This window comes from Nocardia sp. NPDC004582 (genome assembly GCF_053602115.1).
The window spans coordinates 1-22,924 of record NZ_JBSGCY010000032.1 but is presented as its reverse complement, the minus strand read 5'-3'; the positions used below and the strand labels follow the sequence as shown (position 1 = coordinate 22,924).

Below are 22,924 nucleotides of genomic sequence, written 5' to 3'. Positions count from 1 at the left end.
GTCCGTCCTGCCCGATTCCGGGCGCTCGCGGGCGCAGTGGCACGATGGGGGCCATGGCGCGACTCGACTACAAGGCCCTCAACGACACCATCCGCTACCTCATGTTCTCGGTGTTCCAGGTGGAGCCCGGCGAGCTCGGTGAGAACCGCACCGCGGCGATCAAGGAAGCCACCGCGTTCTTCGAGTCGCTCGAGGAGCGCGGCGTGGTCGTGCGCGGCATCTACGACGTCGCCGGTCTGCGCGCGGACGCCGACTTCATGATCTGGTGGCACGCGGAGCAGATCGAGGATCTGCAGGCCGCCTACGCCGATTTCCGCCGCGTCACCGAGCTGGGCCAGATCTCCAACCCGGTGTGGAGCCAGGCCGCGCTGCACCGCCCGGCCGAGTTCAACAAGTCCCACATCCCGGCGTTCCTGGCGGGCGAGGAGGCGGGCAACTACATCTGCGTGTACCCGTTCGTGCGCTCCTACGACTGGTACCTGCTGCCCGACGAGGAGCGTCGCAAGATGCTCGCCGACCACGGCAAGGCCGCCCGCGACTACCCGGATGTGCGCGCCAACACCGTCGCGTCGTTCGCCCTGGGCGACTACGAGTGGATCCTCGCCTTCGAGGCCCCGGAACTGCACCGCATCGTGGACCTGATGCGCGATCTGCGCGCCACCGAGGCGCGCCGGCATGTGCGCGAGGAGATTCCGTTCTTCACCGGTCCGCGCGTGGAGCTCGAGCAGCTGATCAACGCGCTGCCCTGACGCGTCGGCGGGTTGCCGCGGCGGCCGTCGCCGCGCGGTAACCCGCTGCCTGCCCGCAGAATTCGGGGCATGCGCGACAGCGCCGCACCCCATAGTGTTTCCGCGACCCGATCCGCCTGCGCCGCCCGAGGGGTGTGGCCCCGAGCGCGTCGGGTCGACGCGGTAGCGCTTGTTTGCGGGCGCGGGATGTCCCTCGCCCCCGAACATGTGCTCTCCGCATTCCGATCTCACCGCGACTGGCCGGGCGCGAGAAGCCGCATCTGCCAGTTGCCGGTCGTTAGCCTGTAGGGGTGGACTCATCCGCGGCGACGCCGGGTGGGAAAGATCCGATATACGTGTACAACTCGGATATAGCGGACGCGTCCGCTATCGAATTCCGACGGGACTCGCCGACACCGCGATCGGCGTCGGAGCCCGACAGACTACTGTGAGCGCGATCGATTGGTCTGCAAGTTTGTCTCTACCGACATCGGAGGGCTTTGCATGGCGAAAGAATTGACGCAACTCGAGCTGCTGACCGAATTGGAACCGGTCGTCGGCCAGAATATCGATCGGCACCTGGCCATCGCCAAGGAGTGGAATCCGCACGATTACATTCCGTGGGACGAGGGCCACAACTTCGCCGCGATGGGCGGAACCGATTGGGAGCCCGGGCAATCCAGGCTCTCGGAGGTCGCCAAGGTCGCGATGATCACCAATCTGCTCACCGAGGACAATCTTCCGTCCTACCACCGCACCATCGCCGAGAATTTCTCGATGGACGGCGCGTGGGGTACCTGGGTGGGCCGCTGGACCGCCGAGGAGAACCGCCACGGCATCGCCATGCGCGACTACCTGGTCGTGACCCGTGCCGTGGATCCGGTGGCGCTCGAGCACGACCGGATGGTGCACATGACCCGCGGCGTGCACGCGCCGGAGGGCTTCGGCGGGGTGATGGACCAGGTCGCCTATGTCACCTTCCAGGAACTCGCCACCCGCGTCAGCCACCGCAGCACCGGCCGCGTGTGCGACGACCCGGTCTGCGACCGCCTGCTCGCCCGGATCGCCGCGGACGAGAACCTGCACATGATCTTCTACCGCAATGTCGCCGGCGCCGCGATCGACCTCGCCCCGGATCAGGCCATCGAATGCATCAATTCGGTGGTGATGAACTTCGCCATGCCCGGCCACGGCATGCCGAACTGGCGTCGCAACGGCGTCCTGATGGTCAAGCACGGCATCTACGATTTACGGCAGCATCTCGACGAGGTGCTGTGGCCGGTGCTGAAGGTCTGGAAGATCTTCGAGCGCGACGATTTCACCGCGCGCGGCGAGAAGGCCCGCGAGGAATTGGGCCTGTACATGGAGAACCTCGAGAAGGACGTCATCCGGTTCGAGGAGCAGCGGGCCCGCATCCTGGCGCGGGAAGCGGCCAAGGCCGAGAACGGCTCGGCCAAGGCCGAGAGCGGGCTCGCCGCGTCGCGGTGAGCTCAGCTGGTGGAGTCCGGCGCGGGCTGCAGCCGCAGTGAGATCGAGTTGATGCAGTAGCGCTTGTCCGTGGGCGTGGGGTAACCCTCGCCCTCGAACACATGCCCCAGGTGACTGTGGCAGTTGGCGCACAACACCTCGACGCGTCGCATGCCTAGGGAGTTGTCCTCCACCAGCACCACCGCGTCCGACCCGGCCGGGTCGAAGAACGACGGCCAGCCGCAGTGCGAATGGAATTTCTCGCTGCTGCGGAACAATTCGGCCCCGCAGGCCCGGCAGGAGTAGACGCCCTCGGTCTCGGTGTCGGTGTATTCGCCCGTGAACGCCCGTTCGGTGCCCGCTTCGCGCAGGACGCGGTATTCGTCCGGGGTCAGCTTGGCGCGCCATTCCTGCGGGGTGAGCTGGATGCGCGGGACCGGCGGGGCGGCCGGGGTGGGTTCTGCGTCGGAACTCATGGGCTCCACGCTAGTACGCCGCGCCCGCCTTGGTTCGCGGCGCGATGGCCGGTTCCGGCTCGGTGGCGGTCCACTCCGGGTGCATCCAGGCCGGGTCCAGGGATTTGCCGACCCGCAGCCGTCCTTCGCGCTTGGCGGCCAGGTAGCGGTCGCCCAGGACACAGAACGCGACGATGAGCAGCAGGCCCCAGCCGAAGGTGGTGCGCAGGTACTCGACCACGCGGCCGGGGTGCTGCCAGCGGTCCGAGAGCCACTTGTCGTAGGACATGAACCCGAACACCGCGACCCAGGCGGGCCAGTTGCGCATCACCGAGTTGGGGCGCACCACCGTCATCAGCAGCGGGAACAGGTACATGGAGTAGTACATCTGGCCCAGCGAGCCGAGCAGCAGCGTCGCGGTGATCATGATGCCCGCCGAGGTGCACACGAAGAACACCTCGTCCTCGCGGTAGTAGCGGTACAGCAGCCACAGGGTCAGCGCCACGATGACGGCCATGGCGATCCGGATGACCCAGATGAGCCAGTCGGCGACGCCGTAGTAGGCGCCGTTGCCGACGATCGCGCTGTTGAAGTAGTCGCGCGACTCGGTCAGGTACGGCAGCGTGTGCGACCAGAACTGGTCGAAGTCCGTGATCAGCGGCCACGCGATCAGGTTGAGCGCCACCGGGATTCCGAGCGCGGTGATGAACACCTTCCACTGCCCGCGCACCAGCGCGATCAGCAGCAGCGGCGCCAGCAGCGGCCCCTTGACCGCGATCGCCAGACCGAGCGCCACACCCGCCCACAGGTCCTGGCGTTTCAGGATCAGGTGGATGAACACCATCATCGACAGGAACAGGCAGCCGTTGATGTTGGTGAACACCAGCGTGTTGGTCACCGTCTCCGAGGCGAACATGCCCAGCAGCAGCGCGGGCGCCGCCACCGACTTCAGCGAGTAGTCGAACAGCTTGAGCAGCAGGTACCAGGCCAGCAGGATGGCGATCGCGTTGACCAGGATGAACCCCCACCGCGACTTCTCCGGGTCCAGGATGGCCAGCGGCGAGATCAGCAGCGTCCCGCTCGGCGGGTACAGGTAGTGGGGGTCGGTGGTGTCGTAGTTCTCGCCGTAGACGGCGTGATGGTTGAGGAACGCCAGCGAGGCGTTGTACACCGGACGGAAGTCGTCGGTGATGAACCCGTTCACAGCCTTGATGAACACTCGGTTCAGCACCGTGAGTATCGCGAACGGCCACAGGGCGAAGTTCAGTACTTCGGATGTGGTGCGAGCGGTGCGGGGCTCGAGCTGGCGAAGGAACACTCGGGCACGGTACACCGAATCCCCCCGTCACACATGTGCCGACCCGCCTAGTCCCGCCACCACCCGCCCCGGGAAGCCAACCAGGGCACAGCGAAATCAGCAGTCACATTGGCATACGACGCGCTACCGCGCGCTAGGCCGGGCAGGCGGTGCCGTCGGCGGGGAGCTTTCCGTCCTTCAGGTAGTCGGCGAGGGACTGCTGGGCGCAGCCGGAGTGGGCGAAGGTCGGGTGACCCCAGCCCTGCCAGACGACGGTGGCGGTGCGGGCTCCGGCGGTGCCGAGGGCGCCGGTGACGGTGGGGCGGCCGTCCTGGCCGGTGACCGGGTCGGCGTTGCCGCCCAGGACCAGGACCGGGAGGGTGAGCTTGTCGGGCAGCGCCATGGGGGTGGCGGCGGGCCAGGCCGAGCAGGCCATCAGGTCGATGGCCGCGACCTTGCCGAACACCGGATAGTGGGTGGCCCAGGCGGTTTCGAGCTCCTTGGCCTTGCCCGGGGTGGAGGGCTCGTGGTTGTCGGTGCAGCGGTTGACGAATTGGCCGTCGGTGGCGATCGCGGCGGTGGCGCGCAGCACGAACGGGGTGATCGGGCCGCGGTCGCCCTTGCCGAGCGCGGTGAGGGCGTCGGCGAATTCGGTGATCTGCTGGTTGCCCAGGGCGCGGGAGTCACCGAGGAAGCCGCTCAGGGCGGTCACGAACGCCGAGGCGGACAGATCGGGCAGCTGGCCCGCGGCGGCCCGGTTGGTGAGGTCGACGACCGTCGCGCGCGGATCGGCGCCGAGCGAGCAGTTCAGGGACGCGCAACGCTGCGCGTACGCGGTGAGCGCGGCCTCCTGGCCCTTCACCTTCTGCTCGGCGCGTCCGTTGGCGTCGAGCCCGACGGCCTGCGGCGAGTCGAGGATCAGGCGGCCCAGGTGCGGTCCGTACTTGCGCGCGTAGTTCAGCGCCACGTTCGCGCCGGTGCCGGTGCCCATCAGCGCGAGGTGGTCCACCTGCAACTGCTTGCGCAGCTGTTCGATGTCGTCGGCGGCGTGCGGCGCGTCGTAGAGGCCCTGGCCCGGGGCCAGGAAGTCCAGGCAGGCCACGGTGGCCTCGCGTCCGGCGGTGGCCATGGCGTCCACGGGATCGGTTGTGCCGCGCGTGAATTGGGCCTGGTCGGCCAGCACCCGGCGCTGCGGGTCGGTCATGCAGCTGACCGGCACCGAACTGCCGATGCCGCGCCGGTCCACCGCGATGATGGGCCGCGCGGCCAGCAGCGCGCTGGCGGGCCCGGCCGCGAGTCCGGCCAGGGTGGAGGTGGAGGACCGGTCGGATCCGGAGGTGAGCACCAGCGGCGCCACATCCTTGGGCGTCCGGTCGTAGCGGGCGCGCATCGCCGCGTTCTTGAAGATGCCCGACACATTGCCCGCGATATCGATCTGCGCGGTGTACTCGGCGCATTCGAGCACCAGGCCCTGCGGCGGCGCGCCGAGCGAGAGCAGGTTGAACGTCGGTGCGGTGCAGTCCTTCCAGGCCAGTTCGGCCTTGGGCACCTCGGGCGCGGGCGGGACTTCCTCGACCGGTGCCTGACTCGGCGCGACCCCGCCCTGGTGCGGGTGTTCCACGGCGACGGCGGGCCGGTTGGACGGCCCGGCCCCGCAGGCGGTGGTCACCAATACCGTCAGTGTCGACGCCAGCAGAGCGGCCCGAGTCCAGCGCATGCGCTACAGCCTGCCAGGTCGGGCACGCGGTTTCAGCCTCGGGTGCGGGCGCGTTGGGCATCGGACGCGATCGGAGTCGGGCACGGCATACGATCCGGGTCGGGCGCGGCATGCGATCCGGCTTCGGGTCCGGATGGGTTCTGTGAGCTGAATCGCATTCGGCCCATGCTGCGTAAAGCCCCGCGCGGGACCGGATCTACGCTGACGCAGTGCAGAAACGCCTCGTCGACAGCCACCCGGAGGTTCCGGCCGACCAGCTCGTGGCCCAGATGGTTCCGCCGCCCACCTTCGACGAGGTGAGCTTCGGTTCCTACATCCCGGATCCGAAGGAGCCTTCGCAGGCCGCGGCCGTGCTGAAGGCCGAACTGTTCGCCGATCAGGTCACCAAGCTGCGCAAGGCCGCGGACAAGAAGAGCCTGTTCGGCAAGAAGAAGCCGGTGCAGGGCATCGGCCTGTATCTCGACGGCGGCTTCGGTGTGGGCAAGACCCACCTGCTGGCCTCGATCTTCCACAGCGTGCCGAGCCCGAAGTCGTTCGGCACCTTCGGTGAGCTCACCAATCTGGTTGGCGCGCTGGGCTTCAACAACGCCGTCGAGCGCCTGTCGGCCAACAGCGTGCTGTGCATCGACGAGTTCGAGCTCGACGATCCGGGCGACACCATGCTGGTCTCGCGGCTGCTGACCGAGCTGACCGCGCGCGGCGTGTCGGTGGTGGCGACCTCCAACACCCTGCCGGGTCAGCTGGGCGAGGGCCGTTTCGCCGCGCAGGACTTCCTGCGCGAGATCAAGAAGCTGGGTTCGCTGTTCGAGCCGATCCGCGTGGACGGCCCCGACTACCGGCACCGCGATCTGCCGCCCGCCCCGGAGCCGACCTCGCAGGAGCTGCTGGTCGAACGGGCCGCGGCCACACCGGATTCCACGCTCGACGACTACGACGAGCTGCTGAAGCACCTGAGCACCCTGCACCCGTCGCGTTACGGCGCGCTGATCGACGGCGTGTCGGCGGTGTTCATCTCGGGCGTGCACCCGGTCACCGATCAGGCTGTGGCGCTGCGCATCGTGGTGCTGGCCGACCGGCTCTACGACGCCGGCATCCCGGTGACGGTGTCGGGCGCGAAGCTGGACGAGATCTTCACCCAGGAGATGCTCGACGGCGGCTACCGCAAGAAGTACCTGCGCGCGATCTCGCGCCTGCTGGCGCTGTCGCGTTTCGAGGCTCCGGCGCACGCCTGATCGGCTTTCGGCGGGCCCGGGGTTTCCAGGGGAGATCCCGGGCGTCGCGCACCCCGGTGGCTTTCATAGTTTGCGTGGGTAATAGATTCCGGTGGTCAGCCAAAACCGGGTCGAATACGGTTTTCGGCCCCGGAAGGGAGCACCACCTTGCGTAAACGTGCTGTTCAGGCCGCCGCGGCGGTCACCATCGCCCTGTCCGCCAGCCTCGGTTCGGTGGCGACCGTCTACGCCGCCGACCCGCCGGCCGCCACCGGCAGCGTGCTGGTCAACACCGACGGCCGCGCCCTCGGCCTGACCGGTGTGCTCAATGCCCGCGACGCCGGCGGCTACCGCACCGCCGACGGCCACAGCGTGCGCACCGGTCTGGTGTTCCGCACCGGCGAGCTGAGCAAGGCCACCGACGCCGATCTGGCCAAGCTCGCCGCCGCCGGTGTGGTCTCCGTCCACGACCTGCGCACGAGCTACGAGCAGCTGATGGGTCAGGACAAGGTGCCCGCCGGGGCCACCGAGCACCACGACGACATCATCGGCCAGGCTCCGCCGCAGGTGATGGCCTCGACCCTGTCCGCGGGCACCGACCTGTACCGCGCGTTCATCACCGCGCCCGGCGCGAACGAGGGTTTCGCGAACGTGCTGCGCGACATCGCCTACAACCCGGGCGGCGTGCTGTTCCACTGCACCGCGGGCAAGGACCGCACCGGCTGGACCTCGGCGGTGCTGCTCACCCTGCTGGGCGTGGACAAGGACACGGTCTACTACGACTACCTGCTGTCGAACTACTACCGCGGCGCCAAGGACGGCGACATGCTCAACGGCGTGACCGCCTCGGCGCTGGACTCGGCCTTCGACCAGGCGGCCGAGAGCTACGGCAGCTTCGACGGCTACGTGCGTGACGGGCTGAAGCTGACCGACGCGGACATCGCCGCGCTGAAGGCGAAACTGCTGGCCTGACAAGGCGTTTCACAACTACCGGAACAGTACGGTCGAGCGCCGGGCGGGTGATCCCGCCCGGCGCTCGCCGTGTGTGATCCACATCAAAGCGGTTGACGACCCCGCCGCGTCCCCGATACCGTTCCACTCCTCATGGGTTTCGGTTTCCTTTTCTTGTGATCGCGTCGCCGCGTTGAGCCCTTGCTCCGCCGCGACTCCCTCCCCACGCGTCTCCGCTGGTCAGCGGCTCGTATTCGCCTGTCGGCGGCCGATTCCCGCGTGGGTTCCCCATCGATCCGGCTCGTGCGCGAGCCAGAACAGGAGACCCTGTGCTCACCCTCCAACCCTCCGCGGTATCCCAGCTGACCCTCTCCGGCGTCACCAAGCGCTACGCCGATCGCGTGGTGCTCGACGAGGTGAGCCTGTCCATCCGGCCCGGTGAGAAGGTCGGCATCGTCGGCGACAACGGCGCCGGGAAGTCGACGCTGTTGCGGCTCATGGCCGGTCGCGCCCTGCCCGACAACGGTGACGTCGTCGTGCGGGCCGGGGGCGGTATCGGCTACCTGGCACAAGCCCTGGAGCTGCCGCCCACCGCCACCGTCGCCGACGCGATCGACCTGGCGCTCAGCGATTTCCGGGACCTGGAGTCCCGAATGCGCCGCGCTGAAGCCGATCTCGTCGCCCCGGGCCCGCTCGGCCGGCGGCTCGACGCGTACACCGACCTGGTGGCGCGTTACGAGGCGCGCGGCGGCTATACCGTCGACGCCCGGGTGGACGCCGCCCTGCACGGCCTCGGCCTGCCGGACCTGGACCGAAATCGCCTGCTGGGCACCCTGTCCGGTGGTCAGCGGCGGCGGCTGGCACTGGCGGCCACCCTGGCCTCGTCGCCGGAACTGCTGCTGCTCGACGAGCCCGCCAACGATCTCGACGACAGCGCGGTCGAATGGCTGGAACGTCACCTGCGGGAGCATTCCGGCACGGTGGTCGCGGTGACCCACGACCGGGTCTTCCTCGAGCGCATCACCAAGATCGTGCTCGAGGTGGACGCGGGCGCGGTCACCCGTCATGGCAACGGCTACTCCGGTTACCTCACCGCCAAGGCCGCCGAACGCCACCGCCGGCAACAGGAATACGACCGCTGGCGCGCCGAACTGTCCCGCGGCCGCCGCCTGATCGAGTCGAACGCGGAGCGCCTGAGCGCGATTCCGCGCAAGCTCGCGCTGCCGTCCTTCGCCGCGGGGCCCTACCGCCCACGCAGCCGCAGCCACGGCGCCCAGTCCCGCATCCGCAACGCCAAGGAAAGGGTGACCCGCCTGACCGCGAATCCCCTTGCCCCACCTCCGGATCCGCTCCGCTTCACCGCCGACCTCGCCCTCCTGGGTGCGTCCGCCGCGCCGCAGTCGCAGGAGTCGGCGCGGTCGCTCGGCTCTGCGAAGCTGCTGGGTGGCGGGGTGCCGTCCGGCGCGGCGCTGCCGCCGGTCGCCGAGGTGAGTTCGGTTGTGGTGCAGGGGCGTCTGTGTTTGGGCGGGTTGCGGATCGGTGCGGCGGATCGGCTGCTGGTGACCGGGCCCAATGGCGCGGGCAAGACCACGCTGCTGCGGCTGCTGGCCGGTGAGCTGGCCGCCGACTCGGGCGTGATCACGGTCCGCGGCCGGGTCGGGCATCTGCGGCAGGAGGAGACGTCGGGTCCGGCGGATCGAACGGTGCTGGAGGCGTTCGCCTCCGGCCGCCCCGGCTATCCGGACGAGCATGCCGACGCGCTGCTGGCGCTGGGCCTGTTCCGCCCGGCGGATCTGGAGCTGCGGCTGGGCGAGCTGTCCTATGGTCAGCGTCGCCGCGTCGAATTGGCGCGTCTGGTCACCGATCCGGTGGATCTGCTCCTGCTGGACGAGCCGACCAACCACCTGTCCCCGAGCCTGGTCGAGGATCTGGAGCAGGCCCTGGACGGCTACACCGGCGCGGTGGTCCTGGTCACCCACGACCGCCGCATGCGGCAGCGGTTCCGGGGCCGTCGCCTCGAGCTGAGCTCGGGTGTCAGAACCGGTGCAGCATGACGTAGTCGTGGTGCAGCTGGCTGCCGACGGTGAAGGTCTTGGTTCCGGCGACGGTGAAGCCGTGCTTGCCGTAGAAGCGCTGGGCGCGCACGTTTTCCTGGTTCACGCCCAGCCAGACGGCGTGGTCGCCGCCGGTGCGCGCCGCCCGCAAGGCGGCGCGCATCAGGGCCGCGGACACCCCGTTGCCGTGCTGTCCGGGCAGCACGTACATCTTGCTGACCTCGGTCACCGGGCGCTGGGTGACCACGGCGGCCACGTCGGGGTCGGCGGGCGGCATGGTGTTGAGCAGTGCGTAGCCGACGATCTCGCCATCGAGCACCGCTTTGAGCACCCGCCGCCGCGGATCGGTGAGGTAGTCGCGAAACCGGTCCGCGGACAGCACGTCCGCGATGAACGCCGCCATGTCCTCCGGCGTGGATCCGGGCGGGCAGGCCAGCGGGAAGGTCACCGCGGCCACCGCGGCCAGCTCCTCGGCATCGTCGGTGACCGCCGGTTCGATGGCTACGGCGTCGCTCATGGTTCCAGTCAAGCAGGCTCGGCCGCGGGTTCGGTGGGCGAGGGGGCGGTGGTGGCGCGCGGGTGGAAGACGCGCGCGAACCCGATCAGCAGCACCGCGAAGGCGAGCGGAATCGCGAATCCGGCCCGCATGTTCACCGCGTCGGCGAGCACGCCCACCACCGCGCCGCCGACCAGGGTGCCCGCGTAGTTGAACAGGTTGAGCCGCGCGATGAGCGCGTCGAGATCGCGGCCACTGGTGAGCTGTCCGGCTTCGCTGAAGCACAACGGCGCGATGACGGGCAATCCGATTCCGGCGACCAGGAATCCGAGGATCGCCACCACCGGTCCGGGCGCGGACACCACGATCACCAGGCCGACCGACCCGACCGCGGCGGCGGTCCGCACCACGGTGCGCGGGCCGAAGCGGCGCACCCACAGGTCGCCGGTGAGCCGGCCGACCAGGGAAGCGCCCTGGTAGGCCGCCAGTGCGAGCGCGGCGGTCGCGGAGGACGACAGCAGTTCGTCCTTCAGATACAGCGCCGACCAGTTGCCGACCGCGAGATCGATGGCGAAGGCGAGCGCGATCACCGCGCCGAAGATCCAGAAGATGCGCACCGGCACCGCACTGGCCGTGTCCTGTTCGGCCGGACCGGCTTCGGCCTCGTCGGTGCCCAGCAGGTGCGGCCCCGCGGCCAGGCACCCGGCCAGCACCACCGCGGCGGCGATCAGGATGGACACCGTCAGCGGCACGTCGAGCGCCTCGAACGCCGACACCAGCAGCGCGCCCGCGATCGATCCCGCGCTCCAGGCCGCGTAGAACGAGACCAGCACGAATCGGCCGTAGCCGTGCTGGATGAACACCGCCTGCATGTTCGTGCCGGCGTCCACGATGCCCAGCGCGACGCCGTACACCGCGAGCGCCGCGAACAGCGCGATCTTGTTCGGCGATACCGCGATGGCTACGCCGGACACCGCGATCAGGGCCAGCCCGATGCGCAGCGCGGTCCGGCTCGACCAGCGCAGCGCCAGCCGCTCGGCGGTGATGCTGCCCGCGCCGGCGAGCAGCGAGATCATGGCGACCGAGGCGACGATCAGCCCGTCGGTGAGCCCGAATTTGTCCTTCTGCTGCGGAAGTTCGGTGAGGATGACGGCCAGGAAGAACCCCTGCAGCGCGAACGCCACCGAGTTGGCGGCGCGCGCCGCCCTCAGTGTCGGGTGTAGCGCGCTGAGCTGCGGGTTCGGGGACTGCGGCGGGAGCATTTCGAAAGAGTAGCGGCGGCGGCACGAGCGGGCATCCCGGACATCGCCGGGGGCATCGCGGACAGACGGTTCGGCGCCGGCTCGAGCACGAACAGGTCCCCGGCGTCAAGATCGATCTCGGCATCGCGGACAACGATTACGAACCGCGCCGTGCTTGATCACACGCGGCTCCCGGTTGGGTAACGAATCTGGTCGCTTTCCTGCCGGTGGGTGCCTGCGCTGCGGCACTCTGGAAGTGACGGCTAGGGCTGGTGGTTTCCGATGAGGCGGGAGCGGCCCCTGCGGTGAGTGTGGTGGCTGGGGTGATCTTGTGAGCATGAGGCGAGTGGATGGTCCTCGCGACCGGTCGGTGGCTCTCGCCGACCCGGTTCCGCGCGCGAATCGCACGGCGGCGGTGGCGGATTCGCCGCGCGCGTCGGGCAAGGGCCATACGGCGGGGGAGCGGTGCCGGGAACCCGGCTGCGCGGACTGCCGCCGGGATGTCCGACGGCTGGAGTTCTGGTTGCGCGGGCAGCTGCTCGCCGCCGGAGCCGAGGATGTGCGCTTGGGCGCGGTGGTCGGCGCGCATACCGTGAATGTGTTGTGGCGCAAGGGTGAGCGCACCTGCGCCATCGAGGTGTCCAGTGCGCCACCGGAATTGACGCGCGCCCGGATCGTCACCGCGGAGCTGCGGGCCGGCGGCTGCGGTGAAGTGCTCTGGATCTGCCCGCCCGGGTTCTGGACCGCGCAGCTGCCCGCGCTGGGTCTCGACGATTTCGCCGCCGCGGGCCGCGAGTATCGGGTCACCGGCGGGTTGCTGGTCTCCGGTCCGGGCGGTGTAGTGTCGGCGCGCCAATCCTCGTGCGAACTGGCCGAATTCGTGACGGGCTGGGTGGCCGCGGAGATAGCGTTCGGCTGCCGCGACGAACACACGGGAGGATGGGCGACAGTGACCGACTGGGAGCGCCACACCCGCACGCAGGCCGCGGTCATCGCACGCCAGCGTCAGGAACTCATGAATCAGCGCACCGCGCTGGCCCTGGCCCGCAAGGCCACCCGCGACAAGACCAAACAGCTGCTGCGCCTGACCCACCGCCTGGAGCGCGCCGAGGTCGCGGCTCAGCAGCAGTCCGACGACCTGGCCGAGACCCGCCGCCGCATCGCCGACCACAATCGCGTGGACGCCACCTTGCGTCTGACGGTCGCGGCCCAGAAGTCGGCGATCATGCACTGGCAGCTGATCACCTGGTTCGCGGTGATGGTGATCGTGACCTTCATCGCGGCGGGACTCGTCCTGAAGTAAGGCGACCGCGCGCGAATTTCCCTCCCCCTTCAACGTATATCGCAGTGGGGGGCTTGCGGCAAGGCCCCGGGTATGCCGCAGAATCGTCGACCGTAAGGCGATGACCTGCGGAAATCAGGAGGGCGTTCATGGTCGATGTGATCATTGTCGGGGCCGGGCCGACGGGGTTGATGCTCGCCGCGGAGCTGCGGCTGCACGGGGTCGGGGTGGTCGTGCTCGAACGCGACCCGGAGCCGACCCAGGTGGTGCGGGCGATGGGGATGCACGCGCGCAGTCTGGAGGTGCTGGATCAGCGCGGGGTGGCGGATCGGTTCGTGGCGCTGGGCAAGCAGCACGACCCGAGCGCCTTCTTCGCCGGGATCGTCCCGTCGAAGCCGCTGCACCTGGACAGCACGTTCCCGTTCGTGCTCGGCTTGCCGCAGCCGATCACCGATCGCCTGCTGGCCGAGTGGGCGGTCGAGCTCGGCGCGGAGATCCGCTACGGCGCGCGGGTGACCGGGCTGAGCCAGGACGCCACGGGCGTGACGGCCGAACTGGCCGATGGTTCCGTCTCGCGCTCGCGCTACCTGGTCGGCTCTGACGGCGGCCGCTCCACCATCCGCAAACTGCTGGGCGTCGATTTCCCGGGTGAGCCGGCCCGTTTCGAAACCCTGCTGGGCGAGGTCGAATTGACCGCCCCGCAGGACGAGGTGATGGCGACGGTCATGGAGGTCCACAAGACCCACCGCCGCTTCGGCGCGGTCCCGCTCGGCGACGGCGTCTACCGCCTGGGCGCACCCGCCGACGGCATCACCGAGGACAGCGATGCCCCGCCCACGCTCGACGACCTCAAGCGCCAGGTTCGCGCCTTGGCGGGCACCGACTTCGGCGCCCACTCCCCGCGCTGGCTGTCCCGTTTCGGCGACGCCACCCGCCTCGCCGACCGCTACCGGGTGGACCGCGTCTTCCTGGCCGGCGACGCCGCCCACATCCACCCCCCGAACGGCGGCCAGGGCCTGAACCTGGGCGTGCAGGACGCGGTGAACCTCGGCTGGAAATTGGCCGCCGCCGTCACCGGCTGGGCCCCGGCCGATCTCCTCGACACCTACGAATCCGAACGCCGCCCAGTAGCCGCCGACGTCCTCACCACCGCCCGCGCCTCCAGCGAACTGACCTCCCTCGAGCCGGGCCAGCAAGCCATCCGCCGCATTCTCACCGAACTCATGGAATTCTCCGACGTCCACCGCTACCTCATCGAAAAGGTCACCGCCCTCAATATCCGCTACGACCTGGGCTCCGCCGACGACCTGATCGGCCGACGCCAACGCGACATCCCCTTGAAGAACAGCCGCCTCTACGAGCACATGCACCAGGCCCGCGGCCTCCTCCTCGACCAAACCGGCACCCTCTCGATCGAGGGCTGGTCCGACCGGGTCGACCACGTGGTCGACCGCAGCGACGAACTCCCCGCCCCCGCCCTCCTCCTGCGCCCCGACGGCCACATCGCCTGGGCGGGCGCGGACCAGGAGGACCTCCGAACAGTCCTGCCCCGCTGGTTCGGCGCCCCCACTCCCTGATCTCGCGGTCAGCGGGTGAGGCGGAAGGGGCCTCGGTGCCAGTGCCAGTCGTGGCGGTGGACCAGGGCGGCCAGGTCCAGGAGGGTGAAGCCGGTGTCGGCGCGGAAGGTGTCGAGGCCGGGCCAGGTGAGGGGGCCTTGGGAGAGGCGGCTCATCAGGGTGGACTCGTGGTGGACATCCACCTTGCGGGACAACAGCTCTGGGAGGCCGTGGCGGCTGCCGGTCCAGGTGAGCCAGCCCCAGCCGCGGGTGAACGCGGCGTCCCGGGCGGCGGCGGCTCTGGTGCGCTGGGGGTGCAGGGCCGTGTGAGCGAGGGGGGAGACGTCGATGAGGACGGTGCGGCCGTCGGTGAAGGTGGCCGCCGCCGTGGGGTAATGGACGCGCTCGCTGCCGTCGAGGTCGTAGGTGACGGCGACGGGGAGTTCACGGAAGGTCTCGACATGTGGACTGGTGTCGAGCAGGCGGAGCAGACGAGCCTGCAACGCGGTGTCGAAAGTCACTTCGCGGCCGAGCTTTTCGGCGAACATGTGGCCGCGACTGTCGTCGTCGTAGTCCAGGCGGCCCGCCGGGAGGGTGGGCAGCGGCTCGGGGCTCCCGCCTTCGGGCCATTCGACGCGGCGCGACCATGGAGCCCAGACGTCGTCTCCCGCATCGGCTGTCGTATCGGGCTGGGCAGCGGCGGGGACCTGTCGTGCGGCTGCGGTCATCGCGAGATCGCCTGCGGTGCCGGGTGCGTGGATCGCTCTGCCTGCCCAGTCCTGCCCCGGTACGGGCAGCAGGTGCCAGCGGCCCTTCTGTTGCCAGCCCGCGATGCGCTGGAAGACGAAGCCCGCCAGGCGTTTCGCGTCCTGGAGGTCGTGGCCGGCGAGGCGGAGTTTGAGGTAGGCCCAGTCCTGGGCGGCGATATCGCCGTCGGTGGCATAGGTTTCGGCGAGCAGGGCGCGCACGAGGCGTTCGTCGCCGTGGCCGACGGGGTAGCGCTGGGCGAATACCGACAGGTCGGGCCGGCCGGTGGCGAGGGTCTGGCGCAGCATGGCGCCGACCGCGCGGGTGTAGAGCTGGCGGGCCCGGTCGCGGGAGACCCCGAAGCGTGCGCCGAGCAGCGTCAGCGTTTCGGGGCTCTCACCGTCGAGTCCGAGTCGGCAGGTGATGAGTTCGGCATCGCGGGGCCGGTCGGCCGCCACCTCGGCGGCGAGGCCCGCCAGGACTTCGTGGACGTGCTCCAGCCCGAAGTCGACCCCGTCTGCCGGGTCGTCGCGCAGCGGGGTGCGCGCGGTGCGTGTGTCGCTCGTCGTCAAGGCGGCCCCTACCCGTGTTCGCCAGTCTGTTCGACGAGCGTAGCCGGGGCCACCGACAGTCGGCGTGGTACGCGCGGGAGGGTCAGAGGACGGCGTTCATGATGGTGCCCGCGCTGGTGGCGACGATGCCGCCGATCATCGCGCCGGCCACCATCTTCGGCGAGGCGAGCCCGCTGCCCGACCACTTCTCCCAGGCGAACCGGCCGCCGGCGTAGGTGATGGCCATGACGCCCGACAGCAGCACGAACCAGGTGAAGTAGCGAACCAGCTTCATGAGTTTGTCCGCGACCGGCGGGGTTTCCGGGGTCGGGTTACCGAGCTGGGCGAGTGGGGCAGACACGAGGTCATACTGGGAGAGCACAGTGTCGTGGAAGGCGCTGAGCAACATGGTCACCCTGCAAAGGTACCGCGAATTCGAGCCGACATGCCCGGGAATGTGCGCCAGATCTAGTGCGCAAGAACAACTTTCGTTGTCGTGTTGAGCGGATGACGAGATTCGAACTCGCGACCCTCACCTTGGCAAGGTGATGCGCTACCAGCTGCGCTACATCCGCATCGCTTCCGTTCCGGCGTCTCCGCCCGTCCGGCTGCGAGAGAGAACATTAGCCCACCCGCGCGCCATTTCCAAAACGCCTGGCAAACCCCGAGCTGCCCCGGGTGCCACCGCACCTGCCGAACCGGGCCCGACCGGCTATTTCGGGGTGTCCTCGTTCATCGGGACCAGCGAGGAGATGAGGGTCGCGCCGCCGAACTGCGTGGTGATGACCAGCTGCGGCGCCCAGGTGCGTTTGGTGGCGTCGGGATGTTGTTCGGTGACGACCATGACGTGCTGGCCGTCGAAGGGGCCGGGCATGATCTGCACGCAGTAGGTGGTGCCGACCGGTATGGAGTCGATGCCCGCCTGGATCTGCTCGATGGTGGGCGCCGGCGCGTCGGGGGCGTACATCTCGCGCACGGCTTTACCGGATCGGTCGACGTAATACCGGTTCTGCAGTGCGAGGATCGCTTCCGGCCCGGACCGTGTACTGCCCGGTCCGTTGCCGCGCACGGTGCCGCCCTTGGTCTCGTTGGGACACAGGTTGGCGGGCAGCCCGGACGCGGGCTGATCGGTGGCGGCGGTCGTGGCGGGAGCACTGGCGACCGGCGCCGCCGCCGGCGTGGTGGCCGCGGCCTTCGCACGATGGTCGTCGCCCTCACCGACCTTGGCGATCTGCACGACGATCGCCGCCGTCACCACGATCGCGGCCAGCACGCCCAGCACCGGGACCGCCCACCCGCGTTCACCGGTCGCGGGGAACCGGAACCGCGGCCCCGATCGGGTCGGGCGTGGCGGCCGCTTCAGCGGTCGGCGTTCCTCCGGGAACCCCCACTCCGAGCCTGCGCGCTCGCGGGGCGGAGTGAAGTCGCTCGACGCCCGATCACGCAGGGAGTCGTACACCGCTTGGGCGCGCGGGGAATCGTGGGCGGTCCGGGTGCGGTGCGCGGCGGCCGCACGGGATGACGGCGTGGGGAGTGCCGACTCCCCATGCGATAACGGTGTGTGGTGTGCGGACGCCTCGCGCGATGACGGTGTCGGGTGCGTGGCTGTTCGGTTGTCGGTCGAGCTGTGGTCGGCCCGGTGCCGCGCCTCGTACTCCGTGGCCACGTAGTCGGCGGCCTCGTCGTCGTAGTACTCGTCGTATCCGTCGTCGAGTTCGTCGTCGTAGGTGTCGTAGTCGTCATACGCGTTGTGGACGTCGTGCCCGCGCGCCACCGCGTGCTCGTCGCGTGGCGGCCCGCTCGCGCCGGTGATCCAGTCCGCCCAGCTGCCGGTGTACGCGCCCTCGGTCGCGGGTGTGGGTGGTTCGGCGCCCGGACCTGTTGTCCGCGACCCTGATTCGGTGGTGCTCATGGCGTCGCCTGCGGGATGAGGTCGGGAATCAGCGGAGCCCCACTGCTCGGCGTGGTGGTGAGCGCGGGCAGGCTGGTGGCCGGACCGCTCGACGGCGTGGTGGTGCCCCCGCCGAGCGGGAACTGCCCGCCGGGCGCGACGGTGGTGGTCGCGGTGGTGGTGCCCGCGAAATCCATTCCCACGCTGGGCTTGTCGCTGCCGCCGCTCGGGGCGGCTCCGGGTGTGGCGGTCCCGGACAGGTCGTGTGCGACGGCCGCGAACCATCGTCCGACCCAGTCGGTGGGGCTGGCCCCGAATCCCGCGCCCTGGGCGTGGGTGTAGTCGTGCTTCTGCGCGGTGTCCCAGTATCGCACCCAGGTGGTGATGTCGAGCAGATCCTTGTTGTCGGTCACGTTCTGGGTGACGGCGGAGAACGCCTGCGTGGTGAGCCTGCTGATGGTGGTGGGCGGCACCAGGTTGGCGGCGGCCCCGACCAGTTTGGTCCCGAACACGGCCAGTCCGGCGATCGGATTGGCGAGTCCGGCGGTGGCGATCTCGGCGATATTGCCCGGTGTGAGAATGTCTTTCACCACCGCCACGATGGAGTTGATGGCGATGGTGCCGACCTTGAGCAGCGCTTGGAACGCGCCCGGGATGTCGACCTGGGTGTTGGGGTTGGAGGCGTCGGCGATGCGCTGGGAGATGGATTTCTGCGGCTGATAGGACAGGTCGGTGAGGGAGGTTCCCGACAGGTCCTTGTTCACCACGGAGGTGGCGGTCTTGATGGAGGTGAACGCCAGCGCCTCCGCGATCGACTTCAGCGATCCGATCGGGTCGCCGGCCGAAAGCTCCACCTGCCCGGCAATGTTGGCGACGGTCCGCACCAGTGGCGCGCCGACGGGGGTGTCGCAGGCCAGGTCGCCTTCGGTGCAGAATTCCGCGACTCGCCCGACCAGTGACCCGAAGTTCTCCAGGGTGCCGGAGTCGGGTGCGATGCCCGCGCCGGAGGCGGTCTTGGTGGCGGGCGGATCACCCAGCCCAGCAACCGTTTTCCCGTCGGTTCCGGGCGCGGCGGTGGGCAGTTTCTGATCCGGTTTGCCGGGGAACAGCGGTGCGTTGGCATTGCGGTTGGGGTCGCCGAACAGCGCGACGGCCGCGACCTTCTCGGCGGGCACGGTTCCCTTGCCCGCCCCGACCTCCTGCGCGAAGACCGAGGCCACGTGCGCGCCCTGCGAGTATCCGGCGATGGCGAGCCGCGTGTTCGGGCACCGGTCGGTGATCTGTTTCGCCATGGACCGCAGGCGTTCCAGGCCGCCGGTCACCGACTGGCTGTAGGTGGTCTTGGAGACGGCGACCACGCCGCCGAAGGACGCCTCGTAGGGCACATAGGCGCGGTCGGCGAGTCCGTCGCCGGCGTCGGCCAGCATGGGCCGGAACACTTCCGACAGCATCCCGGTGTCGGTGGTGACGGCGGCGTCGGGGGAGGATTCGCCGGTGCCCTGGATGCCCAGCGCGTACAGGGCCGGGCATTTGTCGATGGGCACGGTGGTGTCGGGCGGGCCGCCGCGGGCCACGGCGAGGTCGAACACGCCGGGCCCGGCGGCCGCGGTCCCCACCACGCAGACGGCGGCGGTGAGCAGCGCCGCGCTCCGGAACCATCGGGTGGACAGCGATTTTCGATGCACGACGCACCTCGTTCAGGTTATGGGCCGACTGGTTCCGCGCCGTGTTGCGCGCGTTCGGTGATCCGGGTCCCGGCTATGCGTGCCGCGGTGAGGATCTGCTCGGCCAGAAGCCGAACCGGTTGCGGGGGAGTGCGGGTGGGATCGCCTTCCTCCATCGGCGAGACCCCGGCGGCGGGATCCCAGGCCGCCATCTCGTAGGGTTCCAGCGCCCGCCAGGGTTCGAGCCATCCGAGTCGCCAGGTGCGGGCGCCCAGCTCGATGGCCAGTCCTTCCATCTCCTCGCGCCGTCGCGCGACCGGAACCGGCAGCGGCCGAGCCGAATCCGCCACCGTCAGCACCCCGACGACCACGCTCCCGGCGGGCGTGGCCCGCGCCTGATGCGCCAGCAGCGCCCGGTGCAGCGCGTTCACCCCGCGCAGGTGACTCCGCCCGACCAGCACCACGAGCGGCGAATCCATATCCGCCCCCGCCCCGATCCGCGCGGGCCACCGCTGCCCGGCATCCCCGGCCCAGCGCAGACTGGCCGCGAGACTGCTGACCCCCGCCCCGCCGTGCACACCGACCAGCCACAGCAGCGGCGGCCGGGGCGGCCGGTTCGGCACGGCGCGATGCCACATCGCGACCGGGGGCACGGCCGCCGGCGGGGGTGTCGGGTCGACGGCCTCGAAAAGCATGTCGCGGCCGCGTGATCGCTCACCGGCGTCGCCCTGCGCATGGTGCTGTCCGTCGTCCGGTTCCGGCGGGTTCGCGCCGCCCGGGATTGTCAGGCTTACGCGGTTGGGAACGGGCATGCTCGCGTCGCTTGGTGCGGTTCCGTTCATGCCACTCGGAACTGTTGGGGTGGTGCCGTCGGGAACTGTTGGGGTGGTGTCGCCGGGAACTGTTGGGGTGGTGCCGTCGGGAACTGTTGGGGTGGTGCCGTCGGGAACTGTTGGGGTCGTGCCGCCCGGAGCAGGAGTGGTGCGGCTCGGGCCCGGTGGGTCCTCGTTGCCCGGGGTTGTTCGTGGTGCGCTCGTGGGTGATGGGATCGCGTCGCTCGGGGGCTGCCCGTCTGGGCTGTTCGCGGCCGGTTGGCTTGTGCCGGACGGGGTTTGCGCGGGGCTGGGGTCGGCCGGGGGCGCGGTGCCCGTGCGCCAGGCTCCGGCGCCGCGTGGCTGCCATGCGGCGGTCGGCCGGGGCGTCGGCGGGTCCGGGAGTCGGGTGCTGGTCATCGCAACGCTCCCAGCAGGGTGAGGTAGGCGTCGCGGGTTTCGGCGGTGAGCCGGTGCCAGGAGATGGGGCCGCCGGTGGCGAGGTGCAGGTCGAAGGGGATCTGGACGACGGCGCGCACCCAGGAGCCCAGATGGGTGCGGACGTGGTCGATGACGGTGGCGGCGGAGCCGGGCACCTGCTCGGTGAGCACGATGACGGCGTCGCCGACGACGAATTCGCTGAAGTTCTCGTCCAGCCAGGTCAGCGCGGGCTGTAAGCGGTTGATGGCGTCGGGCCGGGCGGCCACCGTGATCACCAGCCCGACGCGGGGATCCGACAGCAGGGGAGCGGCCAACCGGCTGGTGACGGGTGCGCCCGCGTCGAAAATACCCAGCAGTCCGGCGGTTTCGAGATATCTGGCCACCGAGGTCAGGGATTCCCTGCGCGGCAACGGATCCGGTGTCCGCGCCAGCACCCGCACACCGGTGGAGGTCTGCCCCGAGCAAGCCCCGACGCTGGCCGCCGACCCCGGATCGCTGGTGCCGAGCCAATTTTGCAACGAGCTCACGGGCGCGGCGGTATCGCAGCCCCGCAATGCCACGTCCCCGCCGCCGAGCGTGGCGTCGACGACGACCGGCCAGACGTCGCCGTCACTGTCCACCGCTGCCGCGGCGGCCAATCCGAGCGCGGTGGTACTGGCGCCCGACGCCCCGGATCCGCCCAGCACCAGAGCCGCGGGCACGGCGGCCCGCAGCAGTCGTCCCCGCCCGCCGTGCAGCGGTACCGCGTCGGTGGGCGACCCGGCGGGTCCGGGCCGCATCAGGTCGTGCTCGGGCGGATCCCCGTCGCCGCCGTGGCCGGCCGGTGGCCGGAGCCGGTCGTCGATATCGACCATGGCTCACCGGCTTCCGGCGATGATGGAGGTGATGGTGGTGCGCCCGTCGCGGGTGGCGGTGGTGATGACCTGCTGCCACGAGGTCTGGGTGCCGTCGGGATGCTTCTCGTCGACGGTGACGTTCCACCGGTCGGCGTCGGCCTCGGTGATGGTCACGCAGTGTTGGGTTCCGGTGGGTGTCGCCGAGATCGCGTCGCGGGTGGCCTGTTCCGGCGCGACACGGGCATCGGCGCTGAGCACCGACCGCACCGCCGCCGCGTCCCGCAGCACGTACCAGGCGTATTCGAGCCGCATGATCACTCCGGGCCCGCTGTTGAGGTTTCCGGCCCCGGCCCCGCTCACCCGCTGCGGCGTCTCCGTCTCCCGGCACCACACGGCCAGCCCCGGCTGATTCCCGCCCGCCGCACTCGTCGCCGCCGCACCGCCGGGGGTACTCCCCGCGGTACTCGCCGGAACGGCCTGCGGCTCATTCGAATCCCCGGCCGAGGACACCAGCCACGCGATGCCCGCCACGATCAGGAGGGCCAGCGAAACCCCGGCAATCGCCAGGGCGCGAGTCCGGATCCGCATCCGCCGTTGCGTCTGCACCGCCCGCCGCCGCGCCTCGTCGACGAGCGCCGCCATCGGATCCTCGGCCCGCAGCTCCGCCACGGCCCGCCACTCGTCATCCCACGCCGAATCCCGCCCCGCCGAAACCGGTTCGGCGACGGCCCCTTCGGCCAGCCACGAGGCCCACCCCGCCACCTCCACCGGCTGCGTCCGGGCCTCCGGCGCCACCCCGCCCGGCACGATCTCCGGCATCACCGGCCGCCGCCCGATCCCCTCACCAACCACCGAATCCCCACTGACCGCGGGCTCGGTCCCCAGCTCCTGCTCCTGCTCCGCGAACGAACTCGCTTCGCGTCGATGCCGTGAAGCCCCAGGCTTGGGCACCCGCCTCGTGACCGCACCTTCGGCCTGGTGTCCAACGGATTCTGCCCGGCGCGCGCCGGACTCTGCCCGGTGTGCGCCGGATTCGGCCTCAACCGCCCCAGAGTCCACCCCGTAGCCGATCCCGGCCTGCGATCGGTGAATCCCAGCCGATCCCGCTCCCGACCGCTCAGCCGTGGGTTCAGCTCGCGACTGGTTGGTCTCGTGTGGGGCGAGGTTCGGTGGGGCTTCGGGTCGCGACTGGTTGGTCTCGTGTGGGGCGAGGTTCGGTGGGGTTTTGGGTTGTGACTGGTTGGTCTCGCGTGGGGCGAGATTGGGTGGGGTTTTGGGTTGTGACTGGTTGGTCTCGCGTGCGGCGAGATTGGGTGGGGCTTCAGGTTGTGACTGGTTGGTCTCGCGTGCGGCGAGGTTCGGTGGGGCTTCGGGTCGCGACTGGTTGGTCTCGCGTGCGGCGAGGTTCGGTGGGGGTTCGAGTCGCAGGAAGTCGCTGTCGGGCCGGGCCGGGCCGGGTTCGCGGTGGTTCGCCCGGTCTACTGCTTCAATTCCGGGTGCTCGGCGAACATCTCCTTCAGCACCGAC

At 70.1% G+C, this 22,924-nt stretch carries 19 protein-coding genes and 1 tRNA gene; 7 read left to right on the top strand and 13 right to left on the bottom strand.

What is annotated here, in order from left to right; all coding sequences use genetic code 11:
* Window positions 1-53: 53 nt before the first annotated feature.
* Window positions 54-749, top strand: a complete 696-nt coding sequence (gene hemQ, locus ACWELJ_RS12240) for a hydrogen peroxide-dependent heme synthase (RefSeq protein ID WP_452366218.1) — start codon at window positions 54-56, stop codon at window positions 747-749.
* A 483-nt stretch (window positions 750-1,232) separates the two neighbouring features.
* Complete coding sequence (locus ACWELJ_RS12235; RefSeq protein WP_452366217.1) at window positions 1,233-2,216, top strand: acyl-ACP desaturase; 984 nt, start codon at window positions 1,233-1,235, stop codon at window positions 2,214-2,216.
* Window positions 2,217-2,218: 2 nt separating this feature from the next.
* Here the strand turns inward: ACWELJ_RS12235 and msrB are convergent, their stop codons facing one another.
* The 3 genes from msrB to ACWELJ_RS12220 form a co-directional block, all read right to left on the bottom strand.
* Entirely contained in the window at window positions 2,219-2,671 is a 453-nt protein-coding gene (gene msrB, locus ACWELJ_RS12230) for a peptide-methionine (R)-S-oxide reductase MsrB (RefSeq protein WP_452366216.1), read from the bottom strand.
* Window positions 2,672-2,681: 10 nt separating this feature from the next.
* Window positions 2,682-3,968 carry a glycosyltransferase family 87 protein gene (locus ACWELJ_RS12225; protein WP_452366215.1) on the bottom strand — a complete coding sequence of 429 codons (1,287 nt, stop codon included), beginning with the start codon at window positions 3,966-3,968 and terminating at the stop codon, window positions 2,682-2,684.
* Window positions 3,969-4,101: 133 nt separating this feature from the next.
* Window positions 4,102-5,664 carry an alpha/beta hydrolase gene (locus tag ACWELJ_RS12220; RefSeq protein ID WP_452366214.1) on the bottom strand — a complete coding sequence of 521 codons (1,563 nt, stop codon included), beginning with the start codon at window positions 5,662-5,664 and terminating at the stop codon, window positions 4,102-4,104.
* Between the two features lie 209 nt (window positions 5,665-5,873).
* On the opposite strand from ACWELJ_RS12220, the gene zapE reads away from it, so the two are divergent.
* The 3 genes from zapE to ACWELJ_RS12205 all read left to right on the top strand — a co-directional run bounded on the left by zapE (window position 5,874) and on the right by ACWELJ_RS12205 (window position 9,880).
* A complete protein-coding gene (zapE, locus tag ACWELJ_RS12215; protein WP_452366213.1) occupies window positions 5,874-6,896 on the top strand; it encodes a cell division protein ZapE in 1,023 nt (340 codons plus the stop codon).
* Between the two features lie 147 nt (window positions 6,897-7,043).
* Complete coding sequence (locus ACWELJ_RS12210) at window positions 7,044-7,847, top strand: tyrosine-protein phosphatase (RefSeq protein ID WP_452366212.1); 804 nt, start codon at window positions 7,044-7,046, stop codon at window positions 7,845-7,847.
* A 308-nt stretch (window positions 7,848-8,155) separates the two neighbouring features.
* Window positions 8,156-9,880, top strand: coding sequence for a TlrC/CarA/OleB/SrmB family ABC-F type ribosomal protection protein (locus ACWELJ_RS12205; RefSeq protein ID WP_452366211.1), 1,725 nt, complete (start codon window positions 8,156-8,158; stop codon window positions 9,878-9,880).
* Here ACWELJ_RS12205 and ACWELJ_RS12200 read toward each other — a convergent pair.
* Together ACWELJ_RS12200 and ACWELJ_RS12195 are read right to left on the bottom strand one after the other, a co-directional pair.
* Entirely contained in the window at window positions 9,861-10,397 is a 537-nt protein-coding gene (locus ACWELJ_RS12200; protein ID WP_452366210.1) for a GNAT family N-acetyltransferase, read from the bottom strand. The two genes, ACWELJ_RS12205 and ACWELJ_RS12200, sit on opposite strands and share 20 nt — an antisense overlap.
* 8 nt (window positions 10,398-10,405) lie before the next feature.
* Window positions 10,406-11,638 (bottom strand): MFS transporter, encoded by a 1,233-nt coding sequence (locus tag ACWELJ_RS12195; protein WP_452366209.1) that lies wholly within the window; start codon window positions 11,636-11,638, stop codon window positions 10,406-10,408.
* 325 nt (window positions 11,639-11,963) lie between these two features.
* On the opposite strand from ACWELJ_RS12195, the gene ACWELJ_RS12190 reads away from it, so the two are divergent.
* Both ACWELJ_RS12190 and rox read left to right on the top strand, forming a co-directional pair.
* Window positions 11,964-12,920: a hypothetical protein gene (locus ACWELJ_RS12190; RefSeq protein WP_452366208.1), complete on the top strand. Its 957-nt coding sequence runs from the start codon at window positions 11,964-11,966 to the stop codon at window positions 12,918-12,920.
* Between the two features lie 128 nt (window positions 12,921-13,048).
* Complete coding sequence (gene rox, locus ACWELJ_RS12185) at window positions 13,049-14,476, top strand: rifampin monooxygenase (protein ID WP_452366207.1); 1,428 nt, start codon at window positions 13,049-13,051, stop codon at window positions 14,474-14,476.
* Window positions 14,477-14,484: 8 nt separating this feature from the next.
* Here rox and ACWELJ_RS12180 read toward each other — a convergent pair whose 3' ends face one another.
* From ACWELJ_RS12180 to ACWELJ_RS12145, 8 genes are all read right to left on the bottom strand, one after another.
* The gene (locus ACWELJ_RS12180; RefSeq protein WP_452366206.1) at window positions 14,485-15,774 is read right to left on the bottom strand and encodes a hypothetical protein; all 1,290 of its coding nucleotides are present in this window, start codon (window positions 15,772-15,774) and stop codon (window positions 14,485-14,487) included.
* An 82-nt stretch (window positions 15,775-15,856) separates the two neighbouring features.
* The gene (locus ACWELJ_RS12175; RefSeq protein WP_357094104.1) at window positions 15,857-16,162 is read right to left on the bottom strand and encodes a hypothetical protein; all 306 of its coding nucleotides are present in this window, start codon (window positions 16,160-16,162) and stop codon (window positions 15,857-15,859) included.
* A gap of 93 nt (window positions 16,163-16,255) precedes the next feature.
* Window positions 16,256-16,328, bottom strand: a tRNA-Gly gene (locus tag ACWELJ_RS12170).
* A 137-nt stretch (window positions 16,329-16,465) separates the two neighbouring features.
* Window positions 16,466-17,665 (bottom strand): hypothetical protein, encoded by a 1,200-nt coding sequence (locus tag ACWELJ_RS12165; protein WP_452366205.1) that lies wholly within the window; start codon window positions 17,663-17,665, stop codon window positions 16,466-16,468.
* The gene (locus tag ACWELJ_RS12160; protein WP_452366204.1) at window positions 17,662-19,329 is read right to left on the bottom strand and encodes a cutinase family protein; all 1,668 of its coding nucleotides are present in this window, start codon (window positions 19,327-19,329) and stop codon (window positions 17,662-17,664) included. The genes ACWELJ_RS12165 and ACWELJ_RS12160 overlap by 4 nt, the downstream gene beginning before the upstream one ends.
* A gap of 17 nt (window positions 19,330-19,346) precedes the next feature.
* Window positions 19,347-20,120, bottom strand: coding sequence for a hypothetical protein (locus tag ACWELJ_RS12155; RefSeq protein WP_452366203.1), 774 nt, complete (start codon window positions 20,118-20,120; stop codon window positions 19,347-19,349).
* Between the two features lie 416 nt (window positions 20,121-20,536).
* Window positions 20,537-21,415 carry a MinD/ParA family ATP-binding protein gene (locus tag ACWELJ_RS12150; RefSeq protein ID WP_452366202.1) on the bottom strand — a complete coding sequence of 293 codons (879 nt, stop codon included), beginning with the start codon at window positions 21,413-21,415 and terminating at the stop codon, window positions 20,537-20,539.
* A gap of 3 nt (window positions 21,416-21,418) precedes the next feature.
* Complete coding sequence (locus ACWELJ_RS12145) at window positions 21,419-22,249, bottom strand: hypothetical protein (protein ID WP_452366201.1); 831 nt, start codon at window positions 22,247-22,249, stop codon at window positions 21,419-21,421.
* Between the last annotated feature and the right edge of the window lie 675 nt (window positions 22,250-22,924).

What these genes read in the sequence shown, in the direction of transcription:
- ACWELJ_RS12150 (WP_452366202.1), bottom strand. Translation starts at nt 21,415, where the DNA reads ATGGTCGATATCGACGACCGGCTCCGGCCACCGGCCGGCCACGGCGGC.
- ACWELJ_RS12155 (WP_452366203.1), bottom strand. Translation starts at nt 20,120, where the DNA reads ATGCCCGTTCCCAACCGCGTAAGCCTGACAATCCCGGGCGGCGCGAAC.
- ACWELJ_RS12200 (WP_452366210.1), bottom strand. Translation starts at nt 10,397, where the DNA reads ATGAGCGACGCCGTAGCCATCGAACCGGCGGTCACCGACGATGCCGAG.
- hemQ (WP_452366218.1), top strand. Translation starts at nt 54, where the DNA reads ATGGCGCGACTCGACTACAAGGCCCTCAACGACACCATCCGCTACCTC.
- ACWELJ_RS12165 (WP_452366205.1), bottom strand. Translation starts at nt 17,665, where the DNA reads ATGAGCACCACCGAATCAGGGTCGCGGACAACAGGTCCGGGCGCCGAA.
- ACWELJ_RS12195 (WP_452366209.1), bottom strand. Translation starts at nt 11,638, where the DNA reads ATGCTCCCGCCGCAGTCCCCGAACCCGCAGCTCAGCGCGCTACACCCG.
- ACWELJ_RS12235 (WP_452366217.1), top strand. Translation starts at nt 1,233, where the DNA reads ATGGCGAAAGAATTGACGCAACTCGAGCTGCTGACCGAATTGGAACCG.
- ACWELJ_RS12220 (WP_452366214.1), bottom strand. Translation starts at nt 5,664, where the DNA reads ATGCGCTGGACTCGGGCCGCTCTGCTGGCGTCGACACTGACGGTATTG.
- ACWELJ_RS12175 (WP_357094104.1), bottom strand. Translation starts at nt 16,162, where the DNA reads ATGTTGCTCAGCGCCTTCCACGACACTGTGCTCTCCCAGTATGACCTC.
- rox (WP_452366207.1), top strand. Translation starts at nt 13,049, where the DNA reads ATGGTCGATGTGATCATTGTCGGGGCCGGGCCGACGGGGTTGATGCTC.
- msrB (WP_452366216.1), bottom strand. Translation starts at nt 2,671, where the DNA reads ATGAGTTCCGACGCAGAACCCACCCCGGCCGCCCCGCCGGTCCCGCGC.